Source organism: Pseudomonas sp. SK3(2021), from assembly GCF_016772375.1.
GTDB lineage: Bacteria > Pseudomonadota > Gammaproteobacteria > Pseudomonadales > Pseudomonadaceae > Aquipseudomonas > Aquipseudomonas chlororaphis_I.
Genome location: NZ_CP061943.1, coordinates 4,955,662 through 4,968,333, shown reverse-complemented (window position 1 = coordinate 4,968,333; position 12,672 = coordinate 4,955,662). Strand labels below are relative to the sequence as shown.

The window sequence follows — 12,672 nt, the reverse complement described above, 5'->3', positions numbered from 1 at the left end:
TTTCTTTCTTTATATAGAAGCAATGGAGTGGTTCATGGCTGATACGCGTCGATGGGTCTGGTTGGGTGGGTTGGTCCTGCTCGGTGGTTTTGTGTACCTGTTGCATCCGATCCTGACGCCGTTCCTGGTGGCCTTGTTGCTGGCCTATCTGTTCGATCCTCTGGTGGACCGCCTGGAAAAGCTCGGCTTGTCGCGCACCTGGGGCGTGGTGGCGGTATTTGCCCTGTTCACCCTGATCGTCATGGCGTTGCTGCTGGTGCTGGTGCCTATGCTCGCCAAGCAACTGCTGCGCCTGTACGAACTGGCGCCGCAGATGCTCGATTGGTTGCAGCACACGGCGATGCCTTGGGCGCAGTCCAAGCTGGGCTTGTCCGATGGTTTCTGGAAGTTCGACAAGGTCAAGGCGGCGATCAGCGAGCACATGGGGCAGACCACCGATATTGTCGGTGTGGTCCTGAGCCAGGCAACGGCCTCCAGCCTGGCGCTGATCGGCTGGCTGGCCAACCTGGTGCTGATTCCGGTGGTCAGTTTTTACCTGCTGCGCGACTGGGACCTGATGATGGCGAAGATCCGCAGCCTGTTGCCTCGTGATCGCGAAGAGCGAGTGGTGGCGCTGGCGGGGGAGTGCCATGAAGTGCTGGGGGCGTTCGTCCGTGGTCAGCTGCTGGTGATGGTCGCCCTGGGAATGATCTATGCCGCCGGCCTGATGCTGGTCGGGTTGGAGCTGGGGCTGCTGATCGGCCTGATTGCCGGCCTGGCGGCCATTGTGCCGTACATGGGGTTTGTCATTGGTATCGGCGCGGCGCTGATTGCCGGGCTGTTCCAGTTCGGCGGCGACCTGTACCCGATGATCGGCATCGTGGTGGTGTTCATGGTTGGCCAGGCCCTGGAAGGCATGGTGCTGACCCCCTTGCTGGTGGGGGACCGGATCGGCCTGCACCCGGTGGCGGTGATCTTCGCGATTCTCGCCGGGGGCGAGTTGTTCGGTTTCACCGGTATCCTGCTGGCCTTGCCGGTGGCCGCGGTGATCATGGTGCTGGTGCGCCACGTGCACGACTTGTACAAGGATTCGGATATCTATAGCGGTGTAGAGGAGTCCGAGCAGTAACGCCCATTGTTAATGCTTTCGGGGTGCCCGCGTTTCGGGCGGGTGCCTGCGAGAGTCTTTACAGCTGTCACATCCACCGTCAAAGAACCCCCCGTGATTTCATCAGGCTAACGCAAACCTTTGATTTTGCTTGTGGTCTGTTGCATTGTGCGCCCGGCGTCACGGGTATAAACTTTGCAAACTTTACACAGAGGCCACTAACGGTTCGTTTGGAACTGTTCAGTCAGCATGAAACCGATTCAGCTGCCCCTAGGTGTGCGTCTGCGTGATGACGCCACCTTCATCAACTACTACCCAGGCGCCAATGCCGCTGCACTCGGCTATGTCGAGCGGCTTTGCGAAGCCGACGCCGGCTGGACCGAAAGCCTGATCTACCTCTGGGGCAAGGATGGGGTAGGGCGTACGCACTTGCTGCAGGCGGCCTGCTTGCGGTTCGAGCAGTTGGGGGAGCCAGCGGTCTATCTGCCCCTGGCGGAATTACTGGATCGCGGCATCGAAATCCTCGACAACCTGGAGCAGTACGAACTGGTCTGCCTGGACGACTTGCAAGCGGTGGCGGGCAAGGCGGACTGGGAAGAGGCGCTGTTTCACCTGTTCAACCGCCTGCGTGACAGTGGCCGGCGGCTGTTGATCGCGGCTTCGACCTCTCCCCGGGAGCTGCCGGTGAAGCTGGCGGACCTCAAGTCCCGCCTGACCCTGGCGCTGATCTTCCAGATGCGCCCGCTCTCCGATGAAGACAAATTGCGTGCATTGCAATTGCGCGCCTCGCGTCGCGGGCTGCACCTGACCGACGAAGTCGGGCACTTTATCCTGACCCGCGGTACCCGCAGCATGAGCGCCTTGTTCGAACTGTTGGAGCGCCTCGACCAGGCGTCTTTGCAGGCGCAGCGCAAGCTCACCATTCCCTTTCTCAAAGAAACCTTGGGCTGGTAAAACCGAGGGCGGTAGTGGCTTTTTGGCATATTCCAGGCGCCAGAAAACCCGCATCCGGAAGCGGTTCCAGAGGCGTGTGCGTTTAAAATGGGCTTAAGGCCTTAGATGTTGAGTGGAAACCGATAAGTCACATTTCAATCGATTGAATTTGCAAATTAGAGCGATAGAAGGCATAGTCGCGGCTTCTTTATAACTTTAAGCCACGGTCGTGCCCATGCTAAAGCGCTTCGCACCCCTCGTGCCTCTTGCACTTGTCACCCTGTTGTTTGGTTGCGCCACCCACTCTCCGGTGAGCCAGCAAGAGCAACAGGTTCAAAACTCTTCAAAAGCCCAGTCTTCCGCTCTTTTCCAGGAAGAGCTGGCAACCGAAAAAGAACTCGCCGAGTTTGCTGACAGCAAGCCTTATCAGCTGCCAGTACTGGCTGACAGCATTCTCGAACGCGGCATGTCCCTGATCGGTACCCGTTACCGTTTCGGCGGTACCTCTGAAGCCGGTTTCGATTGCAGCGGTTTCATCGGCTACCTGTTCCGGGAAGAAGCCGGCATGAATCTGCCGCGCTCCACCCGTGAAATGATCAACGTCGACGCTCCGCTGGTTGCACGTAACAAGCTGCAGCCGGGCGATCTGTTGTTCTTCGCCACCAATGGCCGCCGCGGTCGCGTAAGCCACGCCGGCATCTACCTGGGCGATGACCAGTTCATCCATTCCAGCAGCCGCCGCAGCGGTGGTGTGCGAGTAGACAGCCTGGGCGACAGCTACTGGAGCAAGACCTTCATCGAAGCCAAACGCGCCCTCGCGATGGCCCCGACGGTGGTCACTGCGCGCAAGTAAGCGGACTTTTTGTAAGGTGAAGTTAAAGTCTTACTTGAAGTTTGGCGCGTAGACGCTAGAATCCTGATCTATTGTTGAAAACTAACCGCGTAAGCCCTGCTTACGCGGTTTTGTTTTCGGCCTCACGGCAGAGAAAGCCGCATCCAGATCAGGATTGTTCTGCATATGTCGACGTCGGCCCGCCTCGCATTGATCGTTCTCGCCGCGCTGCTCAGCGCGTGCGCCAGCCGTACCCCGCCCCCTGCGCCTGTGGTACGTGCTCCCGTGTTCAATACTCCCCAGACCTTCTCGCCAGCTGCCGAAGACGTGCTGTTCCGTGCGTTGGGCCTGGTGGGCACGCCTTATCGCTGGGGCGGCAACACACCGGATTCCGGTTTCGATTGCAGTGGCCTGATCGGCTACGTCTATCGTGATGCGGCCGGTATCTCGCTGCCGCGCTCGACCCGCGAAATGATCGGCATGCGTGCACCGAATGTCGGCAAGAACGCCTTGCAGACCGGTGACCTGATATTTTTTGCCACCAATGGCGGTTCTCAGGTCAGCCACGCGGGCATCTATGTCGGCGAAGGCCGTTTCGTGCATGCGCCGGCCACTGGCGGTACGGTGAAGCTGGACAGCCTGTCCAAGGCCTATTGGCAAAAAGCCTACCTGAGCGCCAAGCGCGTGCTGCAGCCAGAGCATCTGGCACACAACCCTTAGGTTCTTCCTATCTCTGCGTCGAGGTTGCCATGACTGCTCGTACCCTCAACCTCGACGACGCCCTCTATCACTACCTGCTCGACGTTTCCCTGCGCGAAACGCCGCTGCTGCGCCGTCTGCGCGACGAAACCCAGGCGCTGCCCATGGCGCGTTGGCAGGTGGCGCCCGAGCAGGGGCAGTTCCTCGCCTTGCTGGTAAGGCTTATCGGCGCCAGACGTGTGCTGGAGGTGGGGACTTTCACCGGCTACAGCGCCTTGTCCATGGCCGCGGCCTTACCGGACGACGGCCGGTTGATCTGCTGTGACATTCCGGGCGACTACAACGCCACTGCGCTGCGCTACTGGCAGGAAGCGGGTGTCGCCGGGCGGATCGAGCTGCGTCTGGCGCCGGCCTTGGAGACCTTGGCCAGCATTGAGCGGGAGGAGGGCAAGGGTGGTTTCGACCTGGTTTTCATCGACGCCGACAAGGCCAATTACCCGGCCTATCTGGAAAGTGCCCTGCGCCTGTTGCGCGTGGGTGGGCTGGCGGTGTTCGATAACACGCTGTGGAGCGGTCGAGTGCTGGAGGAGAACCCCCAGAGCGAAGACACTCGGGCCATCCAGGCACTCAATCGTGCCTTGAAGGATGACCCGCGTGTCGACCTGTCGCTGCTGCCCCTGGGCGATGGCTTGACCCTGTGCCGCAAGCGCTGAACCTATTGCGCCTTGGCTGCTGACACACGCCAGATTTTATTGCCGACATCGTCGGCCACCAGCAGATCCCCTTGCTTGTCGATCACTACGCCGACCGGTCGGCCCATGGCTTTCTCGTCGGCGCTGAGGAAACCGGTCAGGACGTCCACCGGTTGACCCACCGGCTTGCCATTGGCGAAGGGCACGAAGATCACTTTGTAGCCGCTGTGGGGCCTGCGATTCCACGAACCATGCTGGCCGATGAACACGCCTTGGGTGAACGGCGCCGGCAGCTTGCTGCCTTCGGCGAATGCCAGGCCCAGGGAGGCGGTATGCGGGCCGACGGCATAATCCGGAGCGATGGCCTTGGCCACCAGGTCCGGGTTCTGCGGAGTGACTCGTACGTCCACATGCTGGCCGTAGTAGCTGAATGGCCAGCCGTAGAAGGCGCCGTCCTTGACCGAGGTGATGTAGTCCGGCACCAGGTCGCTGCCGATCTCGTCGCGCTCGTTGACCGCGGTCCACAGCTGGCCACTTTGCGGTTCCCAGGCCATGCCGTTGGGGTTGCGCAGGCCTGAGGCGAAAATCCGTTGCTTGCCGGTGGCGCGCTCGACTTCCCAGATGGCGGCGCGACCTTCTTCCTGGTCCATGCCGTTTTCGCCGACGTTGCTGTTGGAGCCGACCGTGACGTACAGCTTGCTGCCGTCCTTGCTGGCAATCACGTTTTTGGTCCAGTGGTGGTTCAGCTTGCCGCCAGGCAGGTCGACCACCTTGGCCGGCTGGGCGCTGATCTTGGTGTCGCCGTCCTTGTAGGGGAAGCGCAACAGGCGATCGGTGTCGGCGACGTACAGGTCATTGCCCACCAGGGTCATGCCGAACGGCGAGTTGAGGTTTTCCAGGAACACCGTGCGGGTTTCCGCCACGCCGTCGTGATCCTTGTCTCGCAGCAGGGTGATGCGGTTCGGGCTGGGCACGCCGGCACCGGCACGGCTCATGATCTTGCTGGCTATCCAGCCACGAATACCTTTGCTGTCATCGGGGGAGGGTGGGGCGTTGGTCTCCGCCACCAGTACGTCGCCGTTGGGCAGTACGTACAACCAGCGCGGATGTTCCAGGCCTTCGGCGAATGCGGCGACCTGAGTGCCGGCGGCGGCCACCGGTTTGGCGCCTTGCGGCCAGCCGATCGCGGGCGCGATGTTCACGGTCGGGAACAGGGTCTTGTTCGGTTCGGGCAGTTTCGGCGAGGGGCCGGTGCCCTCGGAGACCTGGAGGGTGGAGCTTTCGCCACAGGCGGCAAGGCCTGCGGCGACGGCGACAAGGATGGCGTATCGAGGCTTGAGCATGCTGATTTCCCTATGAATGCACGAAGTCGGTGTAGTCATAGAGAAGCACAGATGGACGATGGTTCCACCTGCTCAGCGTGCTTCCTTGAACAGCACGGCAACGCCGGGGTGATAGTTGCCGGCTTCGTTGCGCAATTTGCGGTACGCGTAGGGGAAGTACCAGGCCACGGCGCAGCAGTGTTCCTTTTGCAGGTCGTCGACCATGTCCTGCAGTTCTTCCGGGGTGGCGCTGTGCTGGGTTTTCTGCGGCGTGACGAACAGGCAGCCGAGTTTCAGGTCGCTGGGGTAGCTGGCTTTTTTCGCGTCGCTGGCGGCATCCAGCAACGGTTGGGTCAGGTGCAGGCTGTTGACCCGGGGCCAGCGCTGGGCGGTCTGGATGTAGACACGTTCCTCCTGCGTGGCGATGTACAGGTCGGTGCGGCCGCTGCGGTCGCCTTCTTCCACCTGTTTTTTGCTCGGTGTGTGTTCCAGGGTGACCATCTCCGCCATCCAGGCCGCTGCCGAGAGCAATCCCAGGTTGGCTTTTTCGTCGAACCAGTAAGGGCTTTCGTTATCGCCGCGCACGGCGTTGTAGCGGTCGATGCAATCGAACCAGCGTTCCAGGGCAGGGCGCAGGAATTCCAGTTTCGGATTGCTGATGATCATGCCTTGCATCGGACTTTTCCTATTATTGTTGAGATGTTGGAGTTTTTTAACGCGATTATGGCTATTTGATATCACTGCGTTGAGTGTGGCACAAGATTGGCGTCATTTTTCCGATATGGCAGCCATTCGTCGATCTGCCGGGCCCCGGCTTTAATTGACGCTCCACCCCCAACCCTCTAACCTTCGCGACTTGTTTCAGGTGCTCTGTGGCCGCAGGTCGACAGAGTGAAACAGGGAAGCCGGTGAGTATGCGTGCCGAAGGCGCACGCACGACGATTCCGGCGCTGCCCCCGCAACGGTAAGTGAGTCAAGACTGCGCCTGATGCCACTGTGTCGACTGTCGACATGGGAAGGCGCGCAGTTGGGCATCCCAGCCACTCACAAGCCCGGAGACCGGCCTGATCCATCCAACGGCATCACGGTGGGCGATGCCAGGCTTGCGCCGTCTATTCCTATTCCTGCCCCCCGTTATCCAGCCCCAACGGAGAGCTGCCCCATGACTGAATCCCCTGATCGCGACGAACGCCATCTGGCGCGCATGTTGCGCAAAAAAGCCGTGATCGATGAACGCATCGCCAACTCGCCGAACGAATGCGGCTTGCTGCTGGTGCTGACCGGCAATGGCAAAGGCAAAAGCAGCTCGGCCTTCGGCATGCTCGCGCGGGCCATGGGCCACGGCATGCAGTGCGGCGTGGTGCAGTTCATCAAGGGCCGCAACAGCACCGGCGAGGAGTTGTTCTTCCGGCGCTTTCCGGAGCAGGTGCGTTTCCATGTCATGGGCGAAGGTTTCACCTGGGAAACCCAGGACCGCCAGCGCGACATCGCCGCCGCCGAAGCGGCCTGGGCGGTTTCCCGCGAACTGCTGAGCGACCCGAAGATCGGCCTGGTGGTGCTCGACGAATTGAACATCGCCCTCAAGCACGGCTATCTGGACCTGGACCAGGTGCTCAGCGACCTGCAGGCCCGACCGCCGATGCAGCATGTGGTGGTCACCGGGCGTGGCGCCAAGCCGGAGATGATCGAGCTGGCCGACACCGTCACCGAAATGGGCATGGTCAAGCATGCCTTCCAGGCCGGGATCAAGGCGCAGAAAGGCGTCGAACTGTGAGTGATGCCCGTCATTGCCCGGCGGTATTGATTGCCGCGCCGGCTTCCGGTCAGGGCAAGACCACCGTGACCGCCGCGCTCGCCCGCCTGCATCGCAATCAGGGACGCAAGGTGCGCGTATTCAAGTGCGGCCCGGATTTTCTCGACCCGATGATCCTCGAACGCGCCAGTGGCGCGCCGGTGTATCAGCTGGACCTGTGGATGGTCGGCGAGCAGGAAAGCCGGCGCCTGCTGTGGGAGGCCGCCGGCGAGGCGGACCTGATCCTGATCGAAGGCGTGATGGGGCTGTTCGACGGCACGCCGTCCAGCGCCGACCTGGCGCGGCATTTCGGGGTTCCGGTGCTCGCGGTGATCGATGGCACCGCCATGGCCCAGACCTTCGGCGCCCTGGCGCTGGGGCTGGCGCGTTATCAGCCGGACCTGCCGTTCGCCGGCGTACTGGCCAACCGGGTCGGCACCCTGCGTCATGCGCAGTTGCTCGAAGGCAGCCTGACCGAGGGCCTGCGCTGGTACGGCGCGCTATCCCGGGAAACCGGCATCGAACTGCCCAGCCGCCATCTGGGGCTGGTGCAGGCCAGCGAACTCAACGATCTGGATCTGCGTCTCGACGCCGCCGCGGCAGCCCTGGCTGACAGCTGCGAAGTGGCCTTGCCACCGGCCGTGGCGTTTGCCGCTCCCCAGGCGGTTGCCGTCGAGCCGCTGTTGGCCGGCGTGCGTATTGCCGTGGCCCGCGACGAAGCCTTTGCCTTTACCTATGGCGCGAGCCTGGATCTGCTGCGGGCCATGGGCGCCGAGCTGGACTTTTTCTCGCCAATCCATGACGCGGTACTGCCCAAGGCGGACAGCCTGTACCTGCCGGGCGGTTACCCGGAGTTGCATCACCGGGCGCTGGCGGCGAACGGCTCGATGCTCAGCGCGATCCGCGCGCATCACGCTGCCGGCAAACCCTTGCTCGCCGAGTGCGGCGGCATGTTGTATCTGCTGGACTCCCTGACCGACGTCGACGGCGAGCGCGCCGAACTGCTGGGCCTGTTGCCCGGCGATGCGGTGATGCAAAAGCGCCTGGCGGCCCTGGCCTTGCAGGCGGTGGAGTTGCCGGAAGGTTCGTTGCGCGGCCATACCTACCATCATTCGTTGACCAGCACCGAGCTTGCGCCGATCGCCCGCGGCCTGAGCCCGAATGGTGGGCGCGGCGCGGAAGCGGTTTACCGCGAAGGGCGGATGACCGCCTCTTATGTGCATTTCTATTTTCCGTCCAACCCCGAAGCGGTGGCGGCCCTGCTGGCGCCGGCAGGAGCGAGCGTGCTCGCGCGGTGCCCATGACCGACAACGCCTTTTCCGTGGCCGAGCGCGACGCGGTCTATCGCGCGATCGCCGAGCGTCGTGACATGCGCCACTTCGTCGGCGGCAAGGTCGAGCCGCAGGTCCTGCGTCGCCTGCTGGAGGCGGCGCACCAGGCGCCCAGCGTCGGCCTGATGCAGCCCTGGCGTTTCATCCGTATCAGCGACCGGCCGTTGCGCGGGCAGATCCAGCAACTGGTGGAAGAGGAGCGGGTGCGCACTGCCGAGGCCTTGGGTGAACGCTCCGATGAGTTCATGAAGCTCAAGGTCGAAGGTATCAATGACTGCGCCGAGGTCCTGGTGGCGGCGCTGATGGACGACCGTGAGCGGCATATTTTTGGCCGGCGCACCTTGCCGGAAATGGACCTGGCCTCGCTCTCCTGCGCCATTCAGAACCTGTGGCTGGCGGCCCGGGCCGAAGGGCTGGGCATGGGCTGGGTGTCGCTGTTCGAGCCTGTTGCCCTGGCCGAGCTGCTGGGCCTGCCGGCCGGAGCCAAGCCGCTGGCGGTGTTGTGCCTGGGCCCGGTCGGCGAGTTTTACCCGGCCCCGATGCTGGTGCTCGAAGGCTGGGCGCAAGAGCGCCCACTGAATGAATTGCTGTATGAAAACTACTGGGGAGTGAGTCAATGAGTGTGGCGTTGCTGAGTGTCGCCGGGGTGGCGCTGGACGCGTTGCTGGGCGAACCCAAACGCTGGCATCCGCTGGTGGCGTTCGGCCGTTTTGCCGACCGCATCGAGCAACGTTTCAACTCCGGCGGTCGCGGCTGGCGCAGTCATGGGGTCACCGCCTGGGTCATCGCGGTGCTGCCGTTGACCCTGCTGGCAACGCTGTTTTCCTGGCTGCCCTATATCGGCTGGCTGTTCGAGATCCTGGCGCTGTACTGCGCCCTCGGCCTGCGTAGCCTTGGCGAGCATGTCGAACCGGTGGCCCAGGCCTTGCGCGGCGACGACCTGGATCTGGCGCGGCAGCGGGTCGGTTATCTGGTCAGTCGCCAGACCAGCGAACTGGATGCCACCGAAGTTGCCCGCGCCGCCACTGAGTCGGTGCTGGAGAACGGCAGCGACGCGGTGTTTGCCGCCCTGTTCTGGTTTGCCGTGGCCGGCGCGCCGGGCGTGGTGCTCTATCGCCTGAGCAATACCCTGGATGCGATGTGGGGCTATCGTAATGAGCGTTTCGAGCGTTTCGGCTGGGCGGCGGCGAAGATCGACGACCTGCTCAACTATATTCCGGCCCGCCTGGTGGCCCTGACTTACGCGCTGCTGGGCAAGACCCGCCTGGCGCTGAAATGCTGGCGCCGCCAGGGGCCGACCTGGGACAGCCCGAACGCCGGGCCGGTGATGGCGGCCGGGGCCGGGGCCCTGGGTGTCGAGCTGGGCGGCGCGGCGATCTATCACGGCGAACTGCACCAGCGGCCGCAGTTGGGCGAGGGCGTGGCGGCCGATGCTTCGTCCATCGATCGCGGCTGGCAACTGGTACAGCGCGGGGTCTGGTTATGGCTGCTGATTCTCTGCGTGGGGGCTGAGTTCTATGCTTGAGCACGGTGGTCGCCTGCGCAAGGCGGCCGAGCAATACGGCATCGCCGAGGCCGACTGGCTGGACCTGTCCAGCGGCCTGGCGCCCTGGCCGTGGCCGATTCCCGAGATCGGCATGCGGGCCTGGGCGCGCCTGCCGGAAACCGACGATGGCCTGGAGCAGGCCGCCCGCGACTACTACGGCGCCGCCCATGTGTTGCCGGTGCCTGGCTCCCAGGCGGCGATCCAGCTGCTTCCGCGTTTGCGCCGCGCCGGCAAGGTCGGCGTGCTGTCGCCCTGTTATGCCGAACACGCCGAAGCCTGGCGCCGCAGCGGCTACATCGTGCGTGAAGTGCTGGAGCAGGAAGTGGACTTTTTCCTCGACAGCCTGGACGTGCTGGTGGTGGTCAACCCGAATAACCCCACGGGCCTGAGCCTGACCCCGGAGCGCCTGCTGGACTGGCATGCTCGCCTGGCGCAGCGCGGTGGCTGGCTGGTGGTCGACGAAGCCTTCATGGACAACACTCCCCAGTTGAGCCTGGCGGCCCAGGCCGATCAGGTAGGGTTGATCGTCCTGCGCTCCTTCGGCAAGTTTTTCGGCCTGGCCGGTGTGCGCCTGGGCTTCGTCCTGGCCGAACGCAAGTTGCTCAAGCTGCTGGCCGAACAGGTCGGCCCCTGGGCCGTCAGCGGACCGACCCGGGTGCTGGGCCAGGTGTGCCTGCGTGACAGCCAAGGCCATGCACGGCAACGGCTGCGCAGCGAAGTGGCGAGCCTGCGTTTGGCGCACCTGCTCGAGCGCCACGGCCTGAAACCCCAGGGTGGTTGTGCGCTGTTCCAATGGCTGATCACCGATCGCGCCGAGCGGTTGCATGAGTTCATGGCGCGCCGGGGCATCCTGCTGCGGTTGTTCACCCATAACAGCAGCCTGCGCTTTGGCCTGCCGGCCGACGAAGCCGACTGGTCGCGTCTCGAACAGGCCTTCGTCGCCTACGCCAAGGAACATCCATGACCACCCTGATGGTGCAGGGCACCACTTCCGATGCCGGTAAAAGCACCCTGGTGACGGCCCTCTGCCGCTGGCTGACGCGCCAGGGCGTCAGCGTCGTGCCCTTCAAGCCGCAGAACATGGCGCTCAACAGCGCGGTGACCGCCGACGGCGGCGAGATCGGCCGCGCCCAGGCGGTGCAGGCCCAGGCCGCGTACCTGGCGCCGCACACCGACATGAACCCGGTGCTGCTCAAGCCCAATAGCGACACCGGGGCCCAGGTGATCATTCACGGTCGCGCGGTGACCACCATGAACGCGGTGGCCTATCACGACTACAAGGCCATCGCCATGCAAGCGGTGCTGGCCTCTCACCGGCGCCTGAGCGCGGCCTATCCGGTGGTGATGGTGGAGGGCGCAGGCTCGCCGGCGGAGATCAATCTGCGGGCCGGCGACATCGCCAACATGGGCTTTGCCGAAGCGGTGGACTGCCCGGTGCTGTTGGTCGCCGACATCAACCGTGGCGGGGTTTTCGCCCATCTGGTGGGCACCCTGGAGCTGTTGTCGCCCAGCGAGCAGGCGCGGGTCAAAGGTTTCATCATCAACCGTTTTCGCGGCGATATCGCCTTGTTGCAACCGGGCCTGGACTGGCTTGAAGCGCGTACCGGCAAACCGGTGATCGGCGTGCTGCCCTACGTGCTGGACCTGCATCTGGAAGCCGAGGACGGCATCGATCAACGTCAGGCCGACAAGGCCGAGCAAGTGCTGAAAGTGCTGGTGCCGGTGTTGCCGCGCATCAGCAATCACACCGACTTCGATCCGCTGCGCCTGCATCCTCAGGTGGACCTGCAATTCATCGGTCCGGGCCAGGCGATTGGGCCGGCCGACCTGATCATCCTGCCCGGCTCGAAAAGCGTACGCAGCGACCTGGCGTACCTGCGCGCCCAGGGCTGGGACAGGGCCATCGCCCGGCACCTGCGCTATGGCGGCAAGTTGCTGGGCATCTGTGGCGGTTTGCAGATGCTCGGCGAGCAGTTGCACGATCCCCTGGGGCTGGAAGGCGCGCCAGGCTCCAGTGCCGGGCTGGGGTTGCTGGCGTTCGAGACGGTGCTGGAACAAGAGAAACAACTGCGCAACGTGCGTGGGCGCCTGGCGCTGGAGGAGGCCGAGGTCAGTGGTTATGAGATCCATGCCGGGGTCACGACGGGACCTGCGCTGGAGCTGGCCGCTGTGACCCTGGACGATGGTCGTTGCGACGGCGCGCGCAGCGACGATGGGCAGATTCTCGGTACCTACCTGCACGGCCTGTTCGAGGCGCCGGCGGGCTGTAGTGCGTTGCTGCGCTGGGCGGGTTTGCGCGAGGTGCAGGCGGTCGACTACCACGCCCTGCGCGAGCGCGACATCGAGCGCCTGGCCGATCTGGTGGAACAGCATCTGGACACCGAGCACCTGCGCCAGCTTTGCGGGCTTTAGAGCGTCGGCGCCGGTATGGCGGCGCC

At 63.7% G+C, this 12,672-nt stretch carries 13 protein-coding genes and 1 riboswitch; of the genes, 11 read left to right on the top strand and 2 right to left on the bottom strand.

From position 1 onward, the window contains the following. Positions 1–34: 34 nt before the first annotated feature. From IF690_RS21705 to IF690_RS21685, 5 genes are all read left to right on the top strand, one after another. Positions 35–1,108, top strand: a complete 1,074-nt coding sequence (locus IF690_RS21705; protein WP_202697326.1) for an AI-2E family transporter — start codon at positions 35–37, stop codon at positions 1,106–1,108. A gap of 228 nt (positions 1,109–1,336) precedes the next feature. After that, the gene (hda, locus tag IF690_RS21700; protein ID WP_007898944.1) at positions 1,337–2,041 is read left to right on the top strand and encodes a DnaA regulatory inactivator Hda; all 705 of its coding nucleotides are present in this window, start codon (positions 1,337–1,339) and stop codon (positions 2,039–2,041) included. Between the two features lie 214 nt (positions 2,042–2,255). Further along, the gene (locus IF690_RS21695) at positions 2,256–2,873 is read left to right on the top strand and encodes a C40 family peptidase (RefSeq protein WP_202697325.1); all 618 of its coding nucleotides are present in this window, start codon (positions 2,256–2,258) and stop codon (positions 2,871–2,873) included. Between the two features lie 165 nt (positions 2,874–3,038). After that, positions 3,039–3,572, top strand: coding sequence for a C40 family peptidase (locus IF690_RS21690; RefSeq protein WP_007927778.1), 534 nt, complete (start codon positions 3,039–3,041; stop codon positions 3,570–3,572). Positions 3,573–3,601: 29 nt separating this feature from the next. Beyond that, positions 3,602–4,264: a class I SAM-dependent methyltransferase gene (locus IF690_RS21685; protein WP_202697324.1), complete on the top strand. Its 663-nt coding sequence runs from the start codon at positions 3,602–3,604 to the stop codon at positions 4,262–4,264. Positions 4,265–4,266: 2 nt separating this feature from the next. Here IF690_RS21685 and IF690_RS21680 read toward each other — a convergent pair whose 3' ends face one another. Both IF690_RS21680 and IF690_RS21675 read right to left on the bottom strand, forming a co-directional pair. Next, entirely contained in the window at positions 4,267–5,586 is a 1,320-nt protein-coding gene (locus IF690_RS21680; protein ID WP_202697323.1) for a PQQ-dependent sugar dehydrogenase, read from the bottom strand. A 72-nt stretch (positions 5,587–5,658) separates the two neighbouring features. Then, complete coding sequence (locus IF690_RS21675; RefSeq protein ID WP_202697322.1) at positions 5,659–6,240, bottom strand: hypothetical protein; 582 nt, start codon at positions 6,238–6,240, stop codon at positions 5,659–5,661. Between the two features lie 171 nt (positions 6,241–6,411). Beyond that, a riboswitch (cobalamin riboswitch) is annotated at positions 6,412–6,647 on the top strand. An 80-nt stretch (positions 6,648–6,727) separates the two neighbouring features. On the opposite strand from IF690_RS21675, the gene cobO reads away from it, so the two are divergent. Genes cobO through IF690_RS21645 form a run of 6 tightly spaced genes read left to right on the top strand, consistent with a single transcriptional unit; the run spans position 6,728 to position 12,646 of the window. Further along, the gene (gene cobO, locus IF690_RS21670; RefSeq protein WP_016702503.1) at positions 6,728–7,339 is read left to right on the top strand and encodes a cob(I)yrinic acid a,c-diamide adenosyltransferase; all 612 of its coding nucleotides are present in this window, start codon (positions 6,728–6,730) and stop codon (positions 7,337–7,339) included. After that, complete coding sequence (locus tag IF690_RS21665) at positions 7,336–8,661, top strand: cobyrinic acid a,c-diamide synthase CobB (RefSeq protein WP_202697321.1); 1,326 nt, start codon at positions 7,336–7,338, stop codon at positions 8,659–8,661. The genes cobO and IF690_RS21665 overlap by 4 nt, the downstream gene beginning before the upstream one ends. Continuing rightward, positions 8,658–9,308, top strand: coding sequence for a 5,6-dimethylbenzimidazole synthase (gene bluB / locus IF690_RS21660; RefSeq protein ID WP_202697320.1), 651 nt, complete (start codon positions 8,658–8,660; stop codon positions 9,306–9,308). The genes IF690_RS21665 and bluB overlap by 4 nt, the downstream gene beginning before the upstream one ends. Next, positions 9,305–10,213: an adenosylcobinamide-phosphate synthase CbiB gene (gene cbiB / locus IF690_RS21655; protein WP_202697319.1), complete on the top strand. Its 909-nt coding sequence runs from the start codon at positions 9,305–9,307 to the stop codon at positions 10,211–10,213. Before bluB ends, cbiB begins: the two co-directional genes overlap by 4 nt. After that, a complete protein-coding gene (cobD, locus tag IF690_RS21650; protein ID WP_202697318.1) occupies positions 10,206–11,198 on the top strand; it encodes a threonine-phosphate decarboxylase CobD in 993 nt (330 codons plus the stop codon). Before cbiB ends, cobD begins: the two co-directional genes overlap by 8 nt. Next, the gene (locus IF690_RS21645) at positions 11,195–12,646 is read left to right on the top strand and encodes a cobyric acid synthase (protein ID WP_202697317.1); all 1,452 of its coding nucleotides are present in this window, start codon (positions 11,195–11,197) and stop codon (positions 12,644–12,646) included. Before cobD ends, IF690_RS21645 begins: the two co-directional genes overlap by 4 nt. Positions 12,647–12,672 lie beyond the last annotated feature (26 nt).

Bases quoted from the DNA above. Each gene is read 5' to 3' on its own strand.
- IF690_RS21705 (WP_202697326.1), top strand. From the start codon at position 35: ATGGCTGATACGCGTCGATGGGTCTGGTTGGGTGGGTTGGTCCTGCTC.
- hda (WP_007898944.1), top strand. From the start codon at position 1,337: ATGAAACCGATTCAGCTGCCCCTAGGTGTGCGTCTGCGTGATGACGCC.
- IF690_RS21695 (WP_202697325.1), top strand. From the start codon at position 2,256: ATGCTAAAGCGCTTCGCACCCCTCGTGCCTCTTGCACTTGTCACCCTG.
- IF690_RS21690 (WP_007927778.1), top strand. From the start codon at position 3,039: ATGTCGACGTCGGCCCGCCTCGCATTGATCGTTCTCGCCGCGCTGCTC.
- IF690_RS21685 (WP_202697324.1), top strand. From the start codon at position 3,602: ATGACTGCTCGTACCCTCAACCTCGACGACGCCCTCTATCACTACCTG.
- IF690_RS21680 (WP_202697323.1), bottom strand. From the start codon at position 5,586: ATGCTCAAGCCTCGATACGCCATCCTTGTCGCCGTCGCCGCAGGCCTT.
- IF690_RS21675 (WP_202697322.1), bottom strand. From the start codon at position 6,240: ATGCAAGGCATGATCATCAGCAATCCGAAACTGGAATTCCTGCGCCCT.
- cobO (WP_016702503.1), top strand. From the start codon at position 6,728: ATGACTGAATCCCCTGATCGCGACGAACGCCATCTGGCGCGCATGTTG.
- bluB (WP_202697320.1), top strand. From the start codon at position 8,658: ATGACCGACAACGCCTTTTCCGTGGCCGAGCGCGACGCGGTCTATCGC.
- cbiB (WP_202697319.1), top strand. From the start codon at position 9,305: ATGAGTGTGGCGTTGCTGAGTGTCGCCGGGGTGGCGCTGGACGCGTTG.
- cobD (WP_202697318.1), top strand. From the start codon at position 10,206: ATGCTTGAGCACGGTGGTCGCCTGCGCAAGGCGGCCGAGCAATACGGC.
- IF690_RS21645 (WP_202697317.1), top strand. From the start codon at position 11,195: ATGACCACCCTGATGGTGCAGGGCACCACTTCCGATGCCGGTAAAAGC.